General features: G+C 72.1%; 19 protein-coding genes and 1 pseudogene. 5 read left to right on the top strand and 15 right to left on the bottom strand.

What is annotated here, in order from left to right:
- Nucleotides 1-7 precede the first annotated feature (7 nt).
- Nucleotides 8-130, bottom strand: coding sequence for a hypothetical protein (locus ACFYOU_RS22105; protein ID WP_391307829.1), 123 nt, complete (start codon nucleotides 128-130; stop codon nucleotides 8-10).
- Nucleotides 131-176: 46 nt separating this feature from the next.
- On the opposite strand from ACFYOU_RS22105, the gene ACFYOU_RS22100 reads away from it, so the two are divergent.
- Entirely contained in the window at nucleotides 177-308 is a 132-nt protein-coding gene (locus tag ACFYOU_RS22100; protein WP_391308042.1) for a hypothetical protein, read from the top strand.
- Here ACFYOU_RS22100 and ACFYOU_RS22095 read toward each other — a convergent pair.
- The 3 genes from ACFYOU_RS22095 to ACFYOU_RS22085 all read right to left on the bottom strand — a co-directional run bounded on the left by ACFYOU_RS22095 (nucleotide 288) and on the right by ACFYOU_RS22085 (nucleotide 3,540).
- A complete protein-coding gene (locus ACFYOU_RS22095) occupies nucleotides 288-1,361 on the bottom strand; it encodes a terpene synthase family protein (RefSeq protein WP_391307828.1) in 1,074 nt (357 codons plus the stop codon). The two genes, ACFYOU_RS22100 and ACFYOU_RS22095, sit on opposite strands and share 21 nt — an antisense overlap.
- Before the next feature lie 339 nt (nucleotides 1,362-1,700).
- Complete coding sequence (locus ACFYOU_RS22090) at nucleotides 1,701-2,039, bottom strand: thioredoxin domain-containing protein (RefSeq protein WP_391307826.1); 339 nt, start codon at nucleotides 2,037-2,039, stop codon at nucleotides 1,701-1,703.
- 82 nt (nucleotides 2,040-2,121) lie between these two features.
- Nucleotides 2,122-3,540 (bottom strand): DEAD/DEAH box helicase, encoded by a 1,419-nt coding sequence (locus tag ACFYOU_RS22085; RefSeq protein WP_391307824.1) that lies wholly within the window; start codon nucleotides 3,538-3,540, stop codon nucleotides 2,122-2,124.
- 705 nt (nucleotides 3,541-4,245) lie between these two features.
- Here ACFYOU_RS22085 and ACFYOU_RS22080 point away from each other — a divergent pair.
- Nucleotides 4,246-5,634, top strand: a complete 1,389-nt coding sequence (locus ACFYOU_RS22080) for an isopeptide-forming domain-containing fimbrial protein (RefSeq protein WP_391307822.1) — start codon at nucleotides 4,246-4,248, stop codon at nucleotides 5,632-5,634.
- Between the two features lie 90 nt (nucleotides 5,635-5,724).
- Here ACFYOU_RS22080 and ACFYOU_RS22075 read toward each other — a convergent pair whose 3' ends face one another.
- The 3 genes from ACFYOU_RS22075 to ACFYOU_RS22065 form a co-directional block, all read right to left on the bottom strand.
- Nucleotides 5,725-7,059, bottom strand: a complete 1,335-nt coding sequence (locus ACFYOU_RS22075) for a hypothetical protein (RefSeq protein ID WP_391307820.1) — start codon at nucleotides 7,057-7,059, stop codon at nucleotides 5,725-5,727.
- A 43-nt stretch (nucleotides 7,060-7,102) separates the two neighbouring features.
- Complete coding sequence (locus ACFYOU_RS22070) at nucleotides 7,103-7,516, bottom strand: hypothetical protein (RefSeq protein ID WP_391307818.1); 414 nt, start codon at nucleotides 7,514-7,516, stop codon at nucleotides 7,103-7,105.
- 504 nt (nucleotides 7,517-8,020) lie between these two features.
- Nucleotides 8,021-8,548: an EF-hand domain-containing protein gene (locus ACFYOU_RS22065; RefSeq protein WP_391307816.1), complete on the bottom strand. Its 528-nt coding sequence runs from the start codon at nucleotides 8,546-8,548 to the stop codon at nucleotides 8,021-8,023.
- 352 nt (nucleotides 8,549-8,900) lie between these two features.
- On the opposite strand from ACFYOU_RS22065, the gene ACFYOU_RS22060 reads away from it, so the two are divergent.
- Nucleotides 8,901-9,995, top strand: coding sequence for a hypothetical protein (locus tag ACFYOU_RS22060; RefSeq protein ID WP_391307814.1), 1,095 nt, complete (start codon nucleotides 8,901-8,903; stop codon nucleotides 9,993-9,995).
- Between the two features lie 22 nt (nucleotides 9,996-10,017).
- Here ACFYOU_RS22060 and ACFYOU_RS22055 read toward each other — a convergent pair whose 3' ends face one another.
- On the bottom strand, nucleotides 10,018-10,674 hold the full coding sequence (locus tag ACFYOU_RS22055) for a class I SAM-dependent methyltransferase (RefSeq protein ID WP_391307812.1): 657 nt from the start codon (nucleotides 10,672-10,674) through the stop codon (nucleotides 10,018-10,020).
- A gap of 165 nt (nucleotides 10,675-10,839) precedes the next feature.
- Here ACFYOU_RS22055 and ACFYOU_RS22050 point away from each other — a divergent pair, with 165 nt between their 5' ends.
- Together ACFYOU_RS22050 and ACFYOU_RS22045 are read left to right on the top strand one after the other, a co-directional pair.
- The gene (locus ACFYOU_RS22050; protein WP_391307810.1) at nucleotides 10,840-11,610 is read left to right on the top strand and encodes a methyltransferase domain-containing protein; all 771 of its coding nucleotides are present in this window, start codon (nucleotides 10,840-10,842) and stop codon (nucleotides 11,608-11,610) included.
- A 23-nt stretch (nucleotides 11,611-11,633) separates the two neighbouring features.
- Nucleotides 11,634-12,290, top strand: a complete 657-nt coding sequence (locus tag ACFYOU_RS22045; RefSeq protein ID WP_391307808.1) for a phosphatase PAP2 family protein — start codon at nucleotides 11,634-11,636, stop codon at nucleotides 12,288-12,290.
- Between the two features lie 7 nt (nucleotides 12,291-12,297).
- Here the strand turns inward: ACFYOU_RS22045 and ACFYOU_RS22040 are convergent, their stop codons facing one another.
- The 7 genes and pseudogenes from ACFYOU_RS22040 to ACFYOU_RS22010 all read right to left on the bottom strand — a co-directional run bounded on the left by ACFYOU_RS22040 (nucleotide 12,298) and on the right by ACFYOU_RS22010 (nucleotide 20,005).
- The gene (locus ACFYOU_RS22040) at nucleotides 12,298-13,623 is read right to left on the bottom strand and encodes a glutamate-1-semialdehyde 2,1-aminomutase (RefSeq protein WP_391307806.1); all 1,326 of its coding nucleotides are present in this window, start codon (nucleotides 13,621-13,623) and stop codon (nucleotides 12,298-12,300) included.
- Between the two features lie 7 nt (nucleotides 13,624-13,630).
- Nucleotides 13,631-14,182 (bottom strand): dTDP-4-dehydrorhamnose 3,5-epimerase, encoded by a 552-nt coding sequence (rfbC, locus tag ACFYOU_RS22035; RefSeq protein ID WP_389769784.1) that lies wholly within the window; start codon nucleotides 14,180-14,182, stop codon nucleotides 13,631-13,633.
- The gene (locus ACFYOU_RS22030; RefSeq protein WP_391307804.1) at nucleotides 14,179-15,441 is read right to left on the bottom strand and encodes a polysaccharide pyruvyl transferase family protein; all 1,263 of its coding nucleotides are present in this window, start codon (nucleotides 15,439-15,441) and stop codon (nucleotides 14,179-14,181) included. Before ACFYOU_RS22030 ends, rfbC begins: the two co-directional genes overlap by 4 nt.
- Nucleotides 15,438-16,394, bottom strand: a complete 957-nt coding sequence (locus tag ACFYOU_RS22025; protein WP_391307802.1) for a glycosyltransferase — start codon at nucleotides 16,392-16,394, stop codon at nucleotides 15,438-15,440. Before ACFYOU_RS22025 ends, ACFYOU_RS22030 begins: the two co-directional genes overlap by 4 nt.
- Nucleotides 16,391-17,706: pseudogene (locus ACFYOU_RS22020) on the bottom strand (hypothetical protein). The gene ACFYOU_RS22025 and the pseudogene ACFYOU_RS22020 overlap by 4 nt, the downstream one beginning before the upstream one ends.
- Nucleotides 17,703-18,983, bottom strand: coding sequence for a DUF4910 domain-containing protein (locus ACFYOU_RS22015; RefSeq protein WP_391307801.1), 1,281 nt, complete (start codon nucleotides 18,981-18,983; stop codon nucleotides 17,703-17,705). Before ACFYOU_RS22015 ends, ACFYOU_RS22020 begins: the two are co-directional and overlap by 4 nt.
- Nucleotides 18,980-20,005, bottom strand: a complete 1,026-nt coding sequence (locus ACFYOU_RS22010) for an NAD-dependent epimerase/dehydratase family protein (protein ID WP_391307799.1) — start codon at nucleotides 20,003-20,005, stop codon at nucleotides 18,980-18,982. Before ACFYOU_RS22010 ends, ACFYOU_RS22015 begins: the two co-directional genes overlap by 4 nt.
- Nucleotides 20,006-20,008: the final 3 nt, after the last annotated feature.

Raw genomic sequence — 20,008 nt, 5'->3', positions numbered from 1 at the left:
CGCTCTACTACCGTTGCAGTTCAGCGCGCTCCGCGGAGAGTTGAGTCCTGTGCTGGACGAGGTAGGACAGCATGCCGCCGAGGGCAACACCGCCCAACGATATGAGTGACACCCAGACTTGACCTGACATGGTGGCCATCGTGCCATGCTGTCGATCTTCGAGAACATCTTGATTCGTGGCTGGTGTGATCACGACCCCCCTCGGGCCGATGCTCGCGCTCCGGCCCCGCAAGCGGTTCGCCGAGGCCGCCGCGGGTAACACCATCACGATCGCCGACGGCGGCTACCTACTCCCGCACCCCCGCTGACGGCGGTCGGCGTCGCGGGGGCGTCTCGAACCCGGAGCCCGAAAACCGGGCGGAGGACAGCTGGGCGTCCGCCATGCCGCGCATATGGACCAGGAGCGAGTCGGCGAAGCGCATCGCGTCACGGCGGACACGCTCGTCGTCCGTCACGCACTCCAGCTCACGGGGAAGTGTGCCGTGAGCGGTCACGGCGTGCCGCATGGCGACGGTCACGGCCTCGTCGTTGAAGGCGTCAACGGCCTCCTGCAACGAGCAGCCGCGTTCCTGCCACAGGATCAGGACCCCGTTGTAGGGGTCTGAGGTCGACAGTTCACGGGGGAAGCCGATCAGGTCGTTGGAGAACCCCGTATGGTCGACGACGGCCAGCCGCAGCTGGTTCCAGGCCGGCAGTCTGCGTACCGCCTCGGGTACGTCGACGTCGAGTCCGTACTCACCGAGATCGACGCTGACGGCAGTAGCCGACGAATGGCGCCGGTGATCGGGGTACTGCGCGAGCGTCAGTCCGGACCCGGTGTGCTTCACCACGCATTCCCTGTAGTTGGCGACGAAGTTGTCCTCCCACGACTGCCGGTACCTCTTCACCCATCCCGGTGAGCGCCCCGCCTCCGTCCGGGTCAGGACATCGGCCAACGCCTCGGCCTGTCGGCTCTTCGGCTGCCCTCCGTTGATCACCTCGACATGCGGGGCGACCACCTGTTCGCACCGTCGGAAGTCCCCCGACGCGGCGCCCTCGCTCAGCTCCATGTCGATCCAGTACGCGTACGCGAACACACAGGCGGCGGTGATCAGCCGCTCGGGACTGGCCCAGGGATGGGCGAGCGCTGTCGTGTACGCCAGCCGTCCTCCCCCCACTTCCCACGCCTTGGCGTCGGTGAACAGCTCGTAGGAGTCGACCCACTCCCACATCGCGTCATAAGCCTGTCGGCACGACGGATTGGGCTCGTGCGGCGGCATCGGCAGATAGAGCTCGGGCATGACCAGCCCGCGCAACTCGTCGGAGTCGTTCACGGTCTTCCTTCCCGCGGCGTCTTCGGTGAGGGCGGCCGCGACGTCCACGGCGGGACGGTGCCGGTGCTCCCGCTCCTGCTGATTCCGCTGCCGGTCACGCACCTGCCCCCTGGATCAGGCACCGGGATGGGAAAGCACTGCTTCCGCCGAGGTCGGATCACCGCCAACCAGCTCACACCCGGATACGCCGACGGTCCGTTTCGGGTCGAACTGCGTCCGGATGCAGTTCAGTTCACCACTGGCAGCCCGGGCCCGAAAGAGACTCACCGCCGCCGATGTGGTGCGCACGCTGTCACCTTGCGCGCTTGTGAGCGCCCGGGGCTTCCCGGGCCCCGCCACGTGCCGGTGCCGAGGCCGCCGCCCTCGTTCAGCTCCGGCGTGCCCCGCTCACAGGTGGGCGTCCAGGAACTCGCCGAGCGCGGCCCCGGTCATCGGACCGCTCCCGGCCACGGTCGCCTCGCCCCGATCGATCAGCACGAAGAAGGGCGCGCCGGTGACGCCGTACCGCCGTACGGGGCCGGGGCACCTCGCGATGTCGGCCCGCACGACGATCAGCCGCCCCTGGTAGGAGTCGGCCACCTCCCGCACCAGGGGCTCCATTTCCTTGCACGCTGCCACGGCCTTGGGCCACACACCGTGGAAGTAGGCGAGCACCGGGACGTCCGCCTTCGCCAGGATGAACGCGAACTCGGCGTCCTCCTGGGGTTGATGGACGCTGACTGCCATCGGCCCTCCTTGACGTGCACTCGATGTGAGGCAGCGGGTCGGCCTCCCGGTGTCCGCTGACCGCGGCGGCGCGCACCGCCCGTCAGCGGGCCTTGCGCACACGACCGGCCCTGCGGGCCTCTGCCAACATGCGCGCCTCCGCGGCCTTCCGGGATTCCTTCGGCGGGCGGCCGGCGTGGACGCCCAGGCCCCGGAACGCCGCGTTGCCGGCCTTTGCCTTGTCCTGCACCGGCGGACGCTTCGCGCCGGTGATGGTGGTCAGCCTCTCCTCGCCGGAGCGGACCTGGGTGACCGTGGGCCGGATGCCGGCATCCGACATCATCCGGTTCACGTCCCGGCGCTGGCCGGGCGTGACCAGTGTGACCACCCTGCCGGACTCGCCGGCACGCGCGGTGCGCCCGCCGCGGTGGAGGTAGTCCTTGGGTTCGGAGGGCGGATCGACGTTGACGACGAGGTCCAGGTGCTCGATGTGGATGCCACGGGCGGCGACGTTGGTGGCCACCAGCACGGTGATCGCGCCCTCCTTGAACTGGGCCAGCGTGTGCGTTCGCTGCGGCTGCGACTTCCCGCTGTGCAGCGCACCCGCTTTGATGCCGCTGCTCCGCAGATGGCGGGTGAACTGGTCCACGGCGTGCTTGGTGTCCAGGAACATCAGCACCCGTCCGTCCCGGGCCGCGATCTCGGTGGCTGTCGCGTACTTGTCAGTGGGATGGACGTTCAGCACGTGGTGCTCCATCGTCGCGACCGAGCCCTCCGCCCGGTCGACCGTGGCGAGCACCGGTTCGCTCAGATGGTCCCTGACCAGTTGGTCGACGTTCCGGTCGAGCGTCGCGGAGAACAGCATCCGCTGCCCGCCGGGGGGAACCTGGTCCAGGGTCTGCGAGACCTGCGGCAGGAAGCCCAGGTCGCACATCTGGTCGGCCTCGTCCAGCACCGCGATCCGTACCCGGTCCAGGTGGCAGTCCCGCCGGGCGACGAGGTCGGCCAGCCGTCCCGGCGTCGCCACCACGACCTCGGCACCCGCCCGGAGCGCCGCCGCCTGTCGATTGATCGCCAGCCCGCCGACCACGGTCACCGACCGTAGTCCGAGCGCTTCCGCATAGGGCGCCAGCGCCTCGCTCACCTGCTGCGCGAGTTCCCTCGTCGGCACCAGGACCAGGGCGAGAGGGCGCTTCGGTTCGGCTCGACGACCCGCCGTACGGGCGAGGAGCGCCAGCCCGAAGGCAAGGGTCTTCCCCGATCCGGTCCGCGCGCGGCCCAGCACGTCCCGGCCGGCCAGCGCGCTCGGCAGGATGGCCGCCTGGATCGGGAACGGATCCCGTACCCCGAGCTCCGCCAGCACCCTCATCAGCTCGACCGGCAGTTCCAGCTCCGCGAAGGACACGGCCGGCGGAAGGCCGGGGGCCGACGTCCCGGGCACTGAGAGCTCGCCCCGCGGGGCGCTCCCCCGGTCAGACCTGCCTGGTCCGGAGCGGCCGGAGGACGGCTGCTTCGCCTTCATGGGGTCCTTCCTCGTTTCGGTGCCCTGAACGGGCCGGGGCCCGTGCCTTGTCCGGCACGGGCCCCGGCTCTCTACGAGCGTAGCCTCGACTTTACCAGCGCCGGGCTCACGGCCCGCGTCCCGGAACGTGGGCGGAGTTCCGAGGCTCCGGACAGGACCGGCCGCCCTTCCCGCCGGGAGGAGCCGCAGCACGGGCCCGGTGTCGTGCGGTGCCGACGGCTCCGGAACCTCAGCACCTCGCACGAGGCTCGGTGCCGCGTCCCGGTTCGTCGTCCCTGAGCAGGTGAAGGGGTCGGAGAACGGAGCCGGGACCCCGGGTGTCCCTCCGGACCGGCGCCGGCGCACCTCGTCGGGCTCCTCGGCGGGTGCGCTCCGGAACCGACCCGGCGTTCGGCAAACCACTCGTTCGGGGGGCGCTCACGGAGCAGCGCGGGGACGTTTTCGGGCGTTTGGGAGAGGGGCGGCAGTCAGAAGTGCGCTTCGTGTGACGGGGGTGAGACGCGGAGGGAGAAGGCTGTGCGACGGCATCGGTGGAGCCGTCCGGCAAACGCGGTGCGGGCGGTTTGGCGAGGAGCCGTCAGCGTCGCTTCTCGTCCCTTTCCGACTGTGCTCTGATCCTCCATCGGTCCCGCCTCAGCCGGGGCCGTGCCCGTGGTCCGGCCGTCCGGACGCACCCCCAGCAGCGCCGAAACAAGGGGAAGAACTGTGACCACACCTCCGTCCACTCCGCTCCGGGTCGCCCTGGTCAACGGCGGCTTCGAAGAGCCGGTCCTCAACGCCACCTTCGAGATCCTGCCGGACTCGACCCAGTCGCAGGCCAGGAAGGTCCCCGGCTGGATCACCACCGCGACCGACCATCTGATCGAGCTCTGGCGTTCCGGCCACGACGGGGTCCCGTCGGCCGTGGGTTCCCAGTTCGCCGAGCTGAACGCCCATCAGGTGTCCACGCTCTACCAGGACCTGCCGACCACCCCCGGCACCAGGCTCTACTGGAAGCTGTACCACCGGGGGCGGGCGGGCACGGATGTCATGGCGCTGGACATCGGCGCGCCGGGCGCCGTGGTCCAGCAGCGGACCTTCAGCGACGGCAACACCGCGTGGGGCTTCTACACGGGGACCTACACCGTGCCGGCGGGCCAGACGCTGACCCGGTTCGCCTTCCGCTCCGTCTCCTCCGTCGGGGGTGCGTCGGCCGGGAACTTCCTGGACGGGGTCTTCTTCGGGACCGCCCCGGTCGTGGTCCTCGAAAAGACCGTCTCCCCGGCGGGGCCGGTGGAGGTCGGCAGCGTCCTCACCTACCGCGTCAAGGCGACGAACACCGGCGGCGACGCGGCCGAGGCCCTCGTCCTGACCGACGCCGTCCCGGCCGGCGCGGCCTTCGTGCCCGGCTCGCTGCGCATCGTCGAGGGCCCCAACAGCGGCGCGAAGACCGACCAGAGCGGCGACGACCAGGCGAAATTCGACGCCACGGGCAACAAGGTGGTCTTCCGGCTCGGCACCGGCGCCTCCGCGACCCAGGGCGGCGCGCTGGCCAACACCGCCGCTCTGCCCGCGGGGACCACGGTGGAGTACAAGGTCACCGTGAACACCGCGAGCGGTGGCGGGCGGATCACCAACACGGCCTCGGCCACCTATGAGAACCGTCTCGCGGCGACCCCCGAACAACTGACCGCCACGTCCAACCAGACGTCCGTCGACGTCCGCCCGGCCGCCGACCTGACCGTGACCAAGGCCGCCGACGCGACCACCGTCACCGTCGGGCAGACCGTGACCTACCGGATCACCGTCCGCAACACCGGCCCCAACCCGGCCACCGGCGTCACCGTCACCGACCGGCTCCCCGCCTCCCTCGTCTTCCTCTCGGCGGAATCCTCCACCGGGGCCTACGACCCGGCGACCGGTCAATGGGCCGTCGGCGCCCTCGCCCACGGCGCCACCGCCACCCTGACCCTACGGGCCAAGGCCACCGCCCCCGGCCGGGTCACCAACACCGCCACCGTCACCGGCAGCGAGAACGACCCCGACCAGACGGACAACGCCGACAGCGTCATCGTGTGCGTCACCGCCGCGCCCGTCTGCGCCGCGCAGGCGTAGGCAGCCAGGGCCGCCCCGGGCTCGGGGCGGCCCCCGGCGTCGGGCCGCCGACCACGTCCCGGGTGCCCGCCCGCTCACCCGCGCGGCCCGTCAGAGCCGGTGCGACCGTGTTCCGCCCGTCGCCCAGTGCCAGTTGACGACCGGCCCCCACGCCTTCGCCCACTCCTTCTTCAGCGCGGTGCGCTGTTTCGTGTGGATCCGGAGGGCCTCCGCCACCACCGGACCGAGTTCGGTCAGGTCGTCGGGGATCGGTATGCGCAGCATCAGGTGCTGGGTCCGGTGGACCAGGGCGAGGGTGCCGTCCGGTGAGACCTCCATCGGCGTGAACCGGGTCAGCGCCCTGAACTGCTGCTCCTCGGTGGCGAGCCTGGCCCGCAGCGAGCCGTCCGCCGTCCACGCGTACAGGCCGTACCGGTTGAGGTGGAACGCGTGACCCCGGTGCGGGTCCGCGACCAGGTTGAAGCAGTGCCCGGTGAAGGGGCTGTCCTTCCACGGCTCCATTCCGCCGAGGCGGCCGGTCACCCGACCGTCGGTGTCGACGAGCAGGAACGCGTGCGGCTGGCCGCGGCTGCCGCCCCGGTAGGTGCGGGCGAAGACCGGCACGACGAACAGCTCGGCGCCGATCGGCGCGGGCCTGCCCAGCCGCGACTGGCTCCAGACGTACGAATCCCCCGTGTCCCGGCGCAGATGGTCGACGAGCGAGTGCGGCCGGTTGTCGAGCCCGACCGGTGCGCCCGCGTAGGTCACATGGGGGCGCAGGTCGTTCTCCGCGGTCTGGTGCGCCGGGCTGCCGTCGAGGGAGACCAGGGCGCGCACCTCGGGCTTGTGGCCCGCGGCCGGGACGGTTTCCGCGAGGCCGACGATGTTGGGGAGGCTGTTGCCGTACCGGTGGGTCCCGTACTCCGTGGCCACGCAGAGCAGCCGGCCCGAGGGCATGACGCTCATCGAGGTGACGAACGGGTCGCCCGGCAGCGGTTCCTCGTCGTACGGCCGGTTCGGCATGGACCAGGCGGCCAGGACCGTGTCCAGCTCGGGTGTCAGCACATGGGTGCGGTCAGGTGTGCCGGACAGCGCCACCTTGCCGTCGGGCAGGACGCACAGGCTCATGTCCGGGGAGCACTTCACGGCCGACGGTGTCCCGTCGGGGTGGTCGTGGCAACAGAGCGCCGTGTTCAGCACGGTGCCGTCGGGCGCGTACCGGGTGAGGATCCGGTACGCGAGCCGCTCCTCGGCGGGGCTCGCGGCGACTTCCCGGAAGCCCGGCCCGGCTCGCCACAGTGTGTACAGGGCGTAGAACTCGCCCGTGGGAGTGGTCCGGACGTCCTCCGCCTCGACGCCCCATCCGCTGGTGTACGGGGCGGCGAGGTCGATCCGGTGTTCGTCGACGAGCGTGGCGGGCAGGGGCAGCGGCAGTGTCTGGACCATGCCCCGCATTGTTCACCGCCGCACTGACACCGTCCGGTCGGTGTCACGAGCGCCCGTAGTCGTTCACGTAGGTGGCGATCAGCTCCCGCAGCGCGACCGCCCGGTGCCGGTCCTCCCGCTGGGCGCGCAGAGCTAGGTCGGCGGCGCGGAGGCGGGCCAGGGCGGACGGGTCACCGTCCACCAGGGCGTCGACCACCGGCTCGGTGAGCAGGTCCAGGCATGCGGTGAGCAGTCGACGGGTGGCCGGCGACGGCGGGGCCGGGTCCGGGGCCGCGTGGGCGGTGGTCAGGTGGCGCGCGGGGTCGGTGAGGCTCCAGCCGACGACCGCCCCGCGCTGGACGAGGAGCGACACGTCGGGGGCGATGCCGATACGGGCGTCCAACGGCTCGTCCAGGACGTCCGGATCACGCAGGCAGATGAGTACGCCGTCCCCCGGGCGCGGCACAGCACCGTGCACATCTCGTGTCTGAAGTCCCGGATCCCGTCCGCCCGGAGCCCGGCCCGGTGTACCGCGGGCAGGGTGGGCAGGCGATCGGAGGTTCCGGACGACGCGGAGAGGTAAGGCAGTTGGAACTCGGCCCCGACGAGCGCGCGGCTGCCCGGGTCGAACCGGAGGACGTCGGGCGTGTCCCACAGCCCGTGCCCGCTGCCGAACGTGTCGGCGGCGAACCGTTCCCGCTCCTTGACGTCCGTGTACTCCACGAGGCGCAGGGAGTCGCCCGCGAAGCGGGGAGTGACGGAGAGCGGCTCGCCCGTCACCGTGGCGCGCCAGCCGTCGTGGAACGACAGGTGCGTGTTCATCGACGCCTCCTCTGGATCCGCGCTCCGGGGGTCGAGCGGTCGAGCCTGCCGGGCATCCTGTCACCCACGGGGTCTTCGTGGGTGACAGGATGCCCGGAGTCCGACGGTCCGCCTCCAGGATCTCCGGGACGCGTTCGGGAGGCCCCGACGCCGGTGGGGTTCAGCCCGTGACGAGACGGTCCCCGGCGATGCCCGCCTTGTCGGGACGGTAGAAGTCCCGGATGCCGTCCGCCCACACGACGACCGGGACCCGGTCGCCCTCCACCGGGCCGAAGGCGTCGAACAACGCCTCGATGTGGTCCGGTTGGAACCCGATGGCGATCATCAGCACGAGGAAGTCGGGCCGTTCGACCAGCCCGTCGCCGTCCGGGTCGCCCAGCGCCGACAAGGCGATCGCGAACGCGTCGACGACCGCGTCGAACCGTTGCGGATCGAGGACGACCGCGGTGAACTCCTCAGGGCTGATCCGCCCGTCGCCGTCCGCGTCCAGCTCCGACGTCAGGGTGGCGCCGTACGCGCGGAAGGCCTCGGACAGTGCGTGCCCCGCCTCCGCGCTGCCGGTCGGCAGCGCCTCGACCGTCCGGCTGGCCATCAGCTCGAAGTCGGCCGGCTCCAGGTAGCCGTTGCCATCGGCGTCGAAGAGTGAGAACACGAGCTGCACGCGAGCGACGGCCTCGGTGGTGGGCATGGGGGAACACCTCTGCTTCCGGGTGCGGGGTGAGGGAGACCGGGGACGTGTCCCGGCGGTCGGCTCCACTATCCGGCGGTGCTCCGGCCCCGTCGGTGGAAAGTCCGCCCGGTGCACACGAAGGGGGGCAATGCCCGGGTGCCACGCATGGCGCGGCCGAGGACGGGAAACGCGAGGCGGATCAACACGCCCCGGCCGAGGGCGACATCGACGAAGCGGAGCGTTCCCACCTGGCCGAAACCGCACCTCTCGCTACGTCGTGTGAGGCATTGACCCCGTAGTGCTCCCGTGGTTGCATGCTTGCGGTCCTCTGGTGGACCGAGCAACGACCGCGCCCTGCCCGGGGGATCGAATGAGGCGAAACGCGAAGTCGAGCACCACCAGACGGGTGCGGGTCGCCCTGAGCACGGCGGTCGCCGTCTGCGCGGCCGCGGCGGTGCTGCCCACAGCCGCTTCGGCCCAGCCGGTGGGCCACCGCACGACCGGTGTCGAGCGCATCAGCGTCGCGGCCGACGGCGCCCAGGGCGATTCCCATTCCGCCGGCGCCTCGATCACGCCGGACGGCCACCGCATCGTCTTCTCCTCATCGGCGACGAACCTGACGCCCGAGGGCACCACCGGGGACGACCGGGCGTACGTCCGCGACCAGCGCACGGGGCAGATCCAGCGGATCGGGCCCTACAGCCCGCTCCGGCCCCCGGTGATCAGCGGCAACGGGGAGTACGTCGCCTACCCGGTGCAGTGGGTGAACAACGTGCGGATCCGTCAGTACCAGGTGAGCACGGGGTACACGGCTTCCGCCAACTGCTCGTCCCACAGCTGCAACCAGCCGTCGTCAAGCTCGGACGGCAACTCCCTCGCCCTCGTCGTCCTGTTCCGGCCACCGTCGTCCGGCCAGCGCATCGAGGTCCACGACGGGGACGGCACCAAGAGGACCGTCGCCGACTTCGCCCACACGCACGAGTCCCGACCGTCCCTCAGCGGCGACGGCCGGTACGTCGCCTACCAGGACGGCGGGGCGGGGGACGTCTTCGTGTGGGACCGGACCGGCACCACCACCGGCCCGATCGAGGGCCCGTCCACGGCGGCGGCACTCGTCCAGCTCAGCGACGACGGCAGCAAGGTCGTCTACGTCGCGGGCTCCGACACCTACGTCCACGACGTGTCCTCGGGCACCGTCCACCTGGTCCCGAACGCACGGGGCGTGGCCATCGACCCCACCGGCCACCATCTGCTGTACGCCCCGCTCGGCACGAGCGGGGCGGCGCTCACGCTGCGCGACCTGCGGACGGGCACCGACCAGATCGTCGCGAACCAGCCCGCCACGGCCGGTACCGACGCGGTCAGCGCCGGTGGACGCGACGTGGTCTTCCACTCCACGGCCGACGACATCGTGCCCGGCGACACCAACGGGAAGTCGGACGTCTTCGTCCGCCACTTCCCCTGACCGCCCAGGACCCGGGCCACGGCTACTTCTTGCGGGCGAGGGTGAGTCCGTCAGCGATGTGGATCATGGTGGCTTCGACGCGGTCGTCGGTGCGGACGCGTTCGTTGAGCTGCCGGACGGCCCGGGTGGTCCCGGCGGTGTCGTCGGGGTCGATGACGCGCCCGTGGTAGAGGACGTTGTCGACCAGGATCACGCCGCCGGGTCGGACGCGGGGCACCGCCTCTTCCCAGTAGGCGGTGTAGTTCTCGTAGTCGGCGTCGATGAAGACCAGGTCGTAGGTCGGCCGTTCGGGCAGGGACCTGAGGGTGTCCAGGGCCGGGCCGAGACGGAGTTCGATGCGGTCCTGGACACCGGCGGCCCGCCAGTGGCGGCGGGCGATGCGGGTCCAATCCTCGCTGATGTCCAGACAGGTCAGACGGCCGTCCTCACCGAGTCCGCGGGCGATGGCCAGGGCGGAGTAGCCGGTGAACGTGCCGATCTCCAGGGCGGTGCGGGCTCCGATCAGCCGGGTCAGGAGAGTCAGGAAGGTGCCTTCGTCGGGGGAGATCTGTAGGCGGGCCTCGTGTCCGAGGGTGGCGGTCTCGGCGATCAGCCGGGACTGCACGGGGTCGGGCGGGGTCCCGTTGGCGCACAGGTAGTCGAACAGCTCGTCGGACAAGGGTGTGGGCGTTCGAGTCATGGTCAACGATTCTATGGACGGCCCGAGTTGGGGTGCGTGCGGGATCGATGCTGTCGATGGGGCGGCTCAGGAGAGCCGTGGCGAATTCGCCGTCCCGCTGCGGTGTCCACGTCCGCGCTCCTATCCTGGCTCGCAGGGGTGGAGACGACCTGGGGGGCATGCCTCATGAGGGCAGCAGGCAGGAGTACGTCGGTGTTGAAGTCGGGAGTCAAGCGGCTCTTGGGACGTACGGGATTCGACATCGTGCGCAGCACCAACAAGCTGGGGGGCGTGGACGACTTCCTTCCGTTCGAGGCCACGATGCGGGCCGCGCGGGCAGCCGGCCGGTCGGTCGGTGACCACATCGACGAGGTCATGAACGGGACGCCGGGCGCCACCCAGTCCACCATCGACCAGTTACGCGACCTCGGTGTCTTCGCCGCCGCCCCGAACACGGTGCTGGAGATCGGCCCCGGGTCCGGTCGGTACCTGGAGAAGACGCTGAAGGAGTGTTCACCGGACCGCTACGAGATCTACGAGACGGCAGCGCCCTGGGCCGACTACCTGGTGGAGACGTTCAAGGTGGTGGCTCGGCCGACCGCGGGAAGCAGTCTCGCCCCGACCCCCGACGGCAGCATCGACCTCGTCCAGGCCCACAAGGTCTTCAACACCGTGACCTTCCTCTGCGCCTCCCGCTACTTCTTCGAGATGGCACGGGTCACGCGTCCCGGTGGTCGGATCGTCTTCGACGTCATGACGGAGACCTGCCTGGACCCGGCCGCGGTACGCACCTGGGCGACGGAGGGCGGCGCGGGTCACGGGTCGTACCCGGCCGCGATGCCGCGTCGGGTGTGCGTGGACCTCTTCGCGACCCTGGGGTGCACGTTGGAGGCCAGCTTCCTGGCGCCGCTGGGCGTCGCCTCCACGGAGGTGCTCGTCTTCGGAAAGGGAACCTGATCCTCAGGTCCTCCGGTGGGCGGGTGACCGGCCGGCCGACGCCCGGGGTGCTGCCCCCGGCGCTGCGCGGGTGGCTCGGGCCGATCGCGGCACTCGCCGCGCTGGTGGTCGTCGTCCTCGGGGTCCGGTACTCCGACCGCAGCGGGCCGGGCACGGTGGACGCGTGGATCCGGTCGACGGTGGACGGTGGGCGACCGCCGTGGCGGCGGGTCGCCCTCGCCGTCGACTTCCTGGCGGAGCCCGCCGGGGCGGCGGCGCTGGTCGTGGCCGCCGTGACGGGCTGTCTGCTGTGGCGACGGCGTCGGGCAGCGGTGCTCGTCGTGGTCGGCACCGGTCTGAGCGTGGTGACGACGACGCTGCTCAAGCCGCTGGTGGGACGCACCATCCACGACGGGCACCTGTCCTACCCGAGCGGGCACACGGCCTTCCTCACCGCGTTCGCCCTCGTGGTGGCGCTGCTCGCGGCCGGCCGCCTCGGCCTCGGCAGGGCGGCCGGCACGTTGCTGGTGGTCTCCTCGGCGCTGCTCGCCGGTGCCGCCATGGGCTGGGCCCAGGTCGCCCTGGGCGCGCACTACCCGACGGACACCCTCGGCGGCTGGTGCACGGCGCTTGCGGTGGTCCCGACGACCGCGTGGCTGGTCGACCGGTGGGCCGACGCCGGTCGGCGGGAGCCGCAGTGACGGTGGGTCACGCCAGCGGGCGGAACACGGGTTTCACCGGGCGCCCGGCCAGCCAGGGGGTGGGGTCAGCGGCGTCCAGTGCCTTCCGGTACACCGCACACGCCTGGGCCACCACGTCGACGGTGTGGTCGATGTCGGCCTCGTCGAGCGCGCTGCTCACCACGAACGACGGGGCGAGCACCCCGCCCACCAGGAGTTGACGCAGGAACAGGGTGCGGTACTCCTGCGAGGGCTGCCGGTCCTCGTCGAGGGTGGCGAAGACCAGGTTGCTGGCCCGGCCGCGGACGAGGACGTGGTCGCCGACGCCCATGCTGGCCGCGGCGTCGCGGACCCCGGCGGCCAACCGTTCGCCGAGGGCGTGCAGCCGGGCCGTGACGCCCTCCTCGACGTAGGTGGTGAGCACGGCGGTCGCGGCGGCCAGCGAGTGGGTCTCCGCGCCGTGGGTGGTGGACAGCAGGAACACCCGTTCGCGGGTGTCGCGCAGCCCGCCGCGCTCCATGAGGTCGCGGCGCCCGGCCAGCGCGGAGACGGCGAACCCGTTGCCGAGCGCCTTGCCGAAGGTGGAGAGGTCGGGGACGACCCCGTACAGCCCCTGCGCGCCCGCCTCGGACCAGCGCAGGCCGGTGATCATCTCGTCGAAGACCAGGACGCAGCCGTGTCGGTCGGCGAGTTGACGCAGGCCGGCGAGGTACCCGGGCGGCGGCTCGGTGTGGGTGGCGGGTTCGAGGATCAGGCAGGCGACCTCGCCCGGGTACCGGGTGAGCAGTTCCTCCGTGGCGACCAGGTCCCCGTAGGGGAACGTCACGGTGAGCTCGGTGGTCGCCGCCGGAATGCCGGCGGACATCGGTGTGGTGCCGATGAACCAGTCATCGACGGAGAGGAACGGGTGGTCGCCGCAGATGGCGACCCGGGGGCGCCCGGTGACGGCGCGGGCGAGGCGCACCGCGGCGGTGGTGACGTCGGAGCCGTTCTTGGCGAACTTCACCATCTCGGCGGTCGGCACGGTGGCCAGGAAGCGTTCCGCGGCGTCGACCTCCACGATGGACGGCCGCACGAAGTTGCTGCCGCGGTCGAGTTGCCGTCGCACCGCCTCGATGACGCGCGGGTGGGCGTGGCCGAGGCTGACCGACCGCAGTCCGGAGCCGTACTCGACGTAGCGGTTGCCGTCGACGTCCCACACATGGGCACCGCGGCCGTGGCTGATGACCGGGGCCAGGTCCTCGGGGTACTGGTCGTCGCCCTTGGCGTAGGTGTGCGCGCCCCCGGGGACCAGGGCGTGCAGTCGTTCGTTCGCCCGTCGTGACCGGGGCAGGGGGAACTTCTCGGTGTCCACGTCGACTTCACTTCTCCCCGTGCTTCAGGGCCTCGGCGAGGCTCGGTGCCTTCCGGTCCCGCTCGGACATCGACGTGGCCGGCAGTGGCCAGGGAATCGCGAGCTCGGGGTCGTCGAAGGCGATCGTGACGTCCTCGGCGGGGTCGTGCGGGCGGTCGATCCGGTAGGAGACGTCGGCGGTTTCGGTCAGTGCCTGGAAGCCGTGTGCGCACCCCGCCGGGACGTACAGGGTCTGCTGGGTCTCGCCGGACAGGGTGAAGAAGGCGCGGTTGCGGTAGGTCGGGGAGTCCGCCCGCAGGTCCACGACGACGTCGAAGACCTCCCCGTACGAGCAGCGCACCAGTTTGGCTTCACCGGCTCCGGAGCGCAGGTGCAGTCCGCGCAACACCCCCCGGACCGAGCGGGAGACGCTGTCCTGGACGAAGGAGTCCGGGTCGAGGCCCACCGAGCGGGCCACGTCGGCGTCGAAGGTGCGGCAGAAGAAGCCGCGTTCGTCGGCGTACGACGGGGACGCGAACAGGTACGCGCCGGCGATCGCCGGGATTCCGGTCGCCTTCATGGAGTCTCCCGCAGGGCGTGGGTGTGGGTGGGGTCGGGTGCCGGGAACAGGGCCGCGGTCAGGGCGGTGAACTGGTGTTCAAGGAGCCGGGTGGCGACGAGGTTCCGCTCGGTGAGGGTGCGCCGTAGCTCCGCCGCGTTCCGTTCCAGCGCCCGGAACTGGGCGAGCAGCCGGTCGGCGTCGACCTCACGGGCCGGGTGGCAGTACGCGTCCAGGCCCATCCGGGCCATCAGCGCCTCGCTCTTGGCCGCGTAGCTGAGGGCGAGCGTCGGCGTGCCGACCTTCAGCGCGCAGACCAGGTTGTGGTACCGGGTGGCCACCACGGCGTCGGCGGCCGCCGTCTCCTTCATCAGGTCGGCGAGCGAGGACGCCCCGGCGGCGGTGACCAGGGGTGAGTCCACCGCCTCGCGGATCGCGGCGACCACGGCGTCGTCGATGCCGTCGCCGGTGAGCAGGCGGACCGGCCGGCCGTCCTCGACCAGTGCGCGGACGAAGCGGATCGTCCCGTCGAGGTAGCGCCGGTGGATCTCCTCGGCGCGGGCGCGGTCGTCGTTGCCGCCGTGGAAGGCCATGACGCCGACGCAGACGGGCCGCGGCCGCTCGGCGTCTGCGTCTGCGTCTGTGTCGGCTGGGTGGTCGTCCGGTGGCGTCGGCAGGGCGAACGCGAGGTCGGGGTAGATCTCGTCGCGCGCGGTGTCCACGCCCATCGCCCGCATCGCGTCGCGGGACGGGGCGTCCCGGTACGAGCGGTAGGCGGCCAGGCGCGCCGACCAGCGCACCAGGGCCCGGGTGGGGCGCCCGCTGATCGGTCCGGCGCCGACGCTGACCAGGGCGACCCGGGTGCCGAACAGCCGGCCGGTCGCGCAGAGCAGGAACAGCGCGTACGGGAAGCCCCACGGCCTCAGCGGCAGGGTGGCCTCCAGGACGCCCATGCCCGGCACGATCACCACGTCGTGGCGGCGCACCCAGGCGGCGGTGCGGACGACGTCGACGAGTTTACCGAGGCCCTTGCCGGCGATCGCGCCGCCGCGCGACGCGGTCCGGTACTCCCCGCGGTACCAGTGCAGTCGGGTCGCGGGGATGCCGTACCGGGCCGTGACGGCCGCGGGGCCGCCGCACAGTGCGTCCACGGTCGCGTCCGGGTGCTCGGCACGGAGGTAACCGAGTACGGCCTCCAGGGACCCGTCGTTGCCGAGGTTGCCGGAGCCGAGCAGGCCGAACACCCCGACGCGCACCGGGGTCCCGTTCCGGGGCTTCATGGCCGCCCGCCGTCACGGCCGGCGACGAGGGCGTCCACGGAGACGGTGAGCCGGGCCGGGTCGACCGGGGCGCGGTCCTCGACCCGCTCGCCGGCGCCCGGCCGGACCCGGCTGGTCATCCAGGCGACCAGGTGGCGGTAGCAGGCGCGCCGGTCGGCCGGGGACAACGGGGCCCGGCGGACGGCCGCGACGAAGCCCCAGACGTACTCGGCGAGCAGGCGGGGCGTCGGGTGCAGCGGGCCCGCCCGGCGCGGGTCCAGGTTGACGCAGCGGGAGCGCTTGCTCGGGTTGGCCCGTTCGGCGCGGGTGGGGTGGTCGCGGCGGAAGTACAGCAGCTCCGGCACCTGGTGGAAGGGCCCGTGCAGGGTGATTTCGGCAACGAAGGTGCGGTCGGCGTGGTGGTAGCTGTCGTGCGGCTTCACCCGGCGCAGCACCTCGGCCCGCATCACCCCGTAGAAGTCGTCGCCCCCGGGCTCGAACAGCAGGCTGCGGAAGCGCTCCGGCGGGTGCGGCGAGTCGGTGGCGAGCCCGTACGCGTAGGGGACCTTCAGTTGGCCGTCGCCGTCGATGACGGCTTGGCCGCTGTGCGCGAGGATCACGTCCGGCCGTTCGTCCAGTGCCTGGACGCAGCTCCGCAGCAGGTCCCGGGCGTACAGGTCGTCGTGCGAGGCCCATTTGAAGAGTTCGCCGCGGCACTCGGTGAACACGCGGTTGTGGTTGGGTGCGGCGCCGATGTTCCGGGGCAGGCGCAGGTACCGGATGCGGGAGTCCTGCGCGGCGTACCGGCGGCAGACGTCCTGGGTCCCGTCGGTCGAGGCGTTGTCGGAGATGACCAGCTCGAAGTCCTCGTAGGTCTGGCCGAGCAGGGCTTCGAGCGATTCGGCGAGGTACTCCTCGCCGTTGTACACGGGCAGGCCGATGCTCAGGCGCGGCACGCGGCGTGGTGCGGTCATGGGGTCCTCACTTCGCGGATGGGTTCTGGTGGTGCTCGCGCAGGGCGGACCGCAGGTGCAGCCACCACACGGCCGAGCCGCTGACGGTCGCGGCGGCCACGCCCCAGGCGGAGCCGACGGTGCCGGCCGCGGCCGCCCCGCCGAGCCCGCCGCTGACGTAGCAGGCGGAGGCGATGAGTTGGCTGCGCAGGCTGCGCCGGGCCGCGGCGAGGGCGCGCAGTCCGGCCGCAGCGCCGACGCCGAGGCCGGCGCCGGCGACGCCGAGCGTGGCCGGGACGATGAGCTCCGAGGCGGGGTGCCAGACGCCGCCGAGCACGAGCGCGCCGAACCGGTCCGGCACCAGCAGCAGCGCGGCGCCCCAGAGCAGGGCGGCGGCGGCCTGCCCGCCGCCGAGGAGGAAGCAGAAGCGGCCCAGTCGGTGCGGGGCGCGCCGCAGCACCCGGGCCGCCTCCGCGACGGTGACCAGGGACAGTCCCATCAGCACGGCGAGGAACGGGCCGAGGAGGAGTTCGGCGCCCCGGACCACGCCGACCGCGCTGACCCCGACGATCGCGCCGAGCCCGTACGCCCGCAGTTGGGCCGCGCCGCTGACGCTGACGTTCTCGACGAGGTAGCGGTAGCCGAGGTCGCGGTGTTCCCGGACCCATGCGCGCGCTCCGGTCAGCCGGGGTCGGATGCCGGACTGGAGGCAGCCGTACGACGCGGCCACGGAGGCGGACGCGCCCCAGGCGAGCACGAAGGCGGCGACGCTGCCCACCTGGGCCGCCACAACCATGGCGGGCACGAGTGCGACGCCCCCGAGCAGGTCGTTCACGAACGCCTTGTGCCCGGTGCCGGCGGCGAAGAAGGAGTACCGCCAGGCGTCCTGGAGCAGCAGTCCCGGCAGGACGAGGCCGAGGGCGGCGAACGCGGGGCCCACCCGGCCGCCGAGGCCCAGCCCGACCGCCAGGGACACCGCGCCGACTACGGCGCCGACGGCGAGCGCGGCGCCGGAGGACCGGGCGGCCGCCGCGCGCCAGGACGCGTCCGGCACGCCGCTGAAGCGCACCACGAGCGGGTCGGTGGCCAGCCCGCGGGAGACGCTGAGCAGTACGCCGTAGGTGACCCAGGCCAGGCTGAACACACCGAACGCGGCCAGCCCCAGGGAGCGGGCGACGTAGATCCCCACCGCGAAGTTGGTGAGGCTGCAGACCGCCTGGTCGGCGAGTCCCCAGGACAGTCGGCCGGCCAGGGCCCGGCCGGTCCTCGGGGCGGGTCCGGCCGGGGCCGTCGGGGTCGTCGCCTCCTCCTTTCCCTTGCTCATCGGCGTCATGCCTTGATCAGTCCGGCGCCGTGCAGGGCGTCGGCCGCGCCGGCGACGGTGTCGAAGGGCAGCCCGGAGCGTTCGGCGACGTCCAGCAGGCTGTGTGTGCCGTCGGAGAGGTTGAGCACCCAGAGCATGGCCATCTGGGCCTGCTTCGCGTCGCTGCGCCCGCCGAGCGCGTCGTAGAGTCCGCGCCGGCCCAACTGGGGTTCGCCGTAGGGGTTGAGGTTGAGGTAGCGCCGGTTGCGGTCCAGCAGGGCGAACGCCTCGCGGCAGACGGCGAGCGTGTCCGCCATCGCCTCCGGGGAGACGAAGGCGGGGTCGTCCGCCGAGGTGTGGTACTCGGGGTAGCCGGCGTACGGGGTGCGGGTGAGCGAACCCACGCCGAGGTCGAACCCGGGTGAGCAGAACTGCCGCTCGTCGTATCCGTACGGGGTGAACTCGGTGATCCGGTGGGGGCGTTCGGAGGTGCGGAGCACATGGCGCAGCACCCGGTCGATCTCCGCGTCGCCGCGTCTGCTCTGCTTGTACGTCAGCTGGCCCCGGTCGCCGGCGCAGGCGAGCACCAGTCCGTGTTCGACCCGTCCCCCGGGTTTCGGCTCCGTGTTGCGGGCCAGCCAGGTGATCGCGCCGATGGTGCCGGGCGCGAACAGGAACCGGTACGTGTACCAGGGCGTGCGCTCCGCCAGGGCCCGTGCCAGGAACGTCGCCACCGCGATGCCGGCCAGGTTGTCGTTGGCGAGCGACGGGTGGCAGACGTGGCAGGAGACGATCACCTCGTCCGGCACCTGTCCCGGGACCACGTGTTCGGCGTAGGTGAGGTGGCCGTCGGCGAGGGTGGAGTCGATGTGCACCTCGTAGTCGCCGTCCGGCAGCGCGTCCAGGGTCTCCTGGGCGAGGCAGAACCCCCAGTCCGGCCGGTAGTAGCTGGTGCGGTACGGCACCCACGTCGGATGGTCGGGCAGGGTGTGCAGGTGGGCCCGGAGTTCGGCGAGCGGCAGGGTCGTCGACACCGGCAGGCTGTAGCCGAGCACGTGCAGGCTGGACGCGGCGAAGTCGACGACCCGGTTGCCGGCGGGGTCGGCGATGTACGCGTCCCGGATGTTCCACTCCTGCGGCACCGTCCAGTCGAGCACCTGCGTCCCGGTCGGCACCTCGTGCACCGTGAGCGGAAGGTACTCGCCGACGATGTCCAGGGTGGCGCGCACCCCGTCGCCGGTGATGCTCCGGCACAGCGGGTACAGCCGCTCCACCAGTGCGTGCATCTGTTCGCCGGTCGTGGTCATCGGCTCCGCCGCAGGGTGTCGTCGACGGTGCCGGCCTCGGAGGCCGCTCGCAGCACGGCGAGCCGGGTGAAGCGTCGTTCGAAGCCCTCCCGGGTCAGTCCGTGCTTGCGGTAGGCGTCGGCGAGTTCGAGGGCGCCCTGTTTCACCGTCCACTCGCAGTCGAAGCCGGGGATCGCGGCGCGGAAGCGGGAGAAGTCGACGCGGTAGGACCGCGGGTCGGCCCCGGTCTCCCCGGTGATCACCACCCGGGCGTCGGACACCGCCTCGGCGACCTGCTCGGCGATCTCGGCGACCGTGACGTTGTTGGTCTCGCTGCCGATGTTGAACGCCCGGTCGTGCACCGCATCGCGGGGCGCGACCAGTGCCGCGGCGAAGGCCCGCGCGATGTCGACGGCGTGCACCAGCGGACGCCAGGGGGTGCCGTCGGAGAGCACCAGCACCTCGCCGGACAGGAGTGCGTGGCCGACCAGGTTGTTCAGCACGATGTCGGCGCGCAGCCGCGGTGAGTACCCGAAGGCGGTGGCGTTGCGCAGGTACACCGGGCTGAAGTCGTCGTCGGACAGGGCGTGCAGGTCGTCCTCGACGCGCACCTTGGACTCGGCGTACGGGGTCACCGGGCGCAGCGGGGCGTCCTCGGTCACCAGCTCGCCCCCGCCGGCGGCGCCGTAGACGGAGCAGGTCGACGCGTACAGGAAGCGCCGCACTCCGGCGTCGCGGGCGAGTCGGGCCAGCCGTACGGACGCGTGGTGGTTGATGTCGTAGGTGAGGTCCGGGGCCAGGGCTCCCAGCGGGTCGTTGGACAGTGCGGCCAGGTGGATCACCGCGTCCACCCCGGCCACGTGGTCGGCCGTGACGTCGCGCAGGTCCACCCGGTGCCCCGGCGGGTCCGCGGGCGGCGGGCCCAGCACGCAGTCGGCGAAGAGGCCGGCGTCCAGCCCGACGACCTCGTGGCCCGCGGCGGTGAGGATCGGGGCCATCACGGTGCCCAGGTAGCCCTGGTGTCCGGTCAGCAGCACGCGCAAGGT

It is taken from the genome of Streptomyces sp. NPDC005955 (assembly GCF_042871255.1).
Classification (GTDB): domain Bacteria; phylum Actinomycetota; class Actinomycetes; order Streptomycetales; family Streptomycetaceae; genus Streptomyces.
The sequence above is the reverse complement of the archived record's forward strand: the minus strand, read 5'-3'. Positions and strand labels throughout refer to the sequence as shown.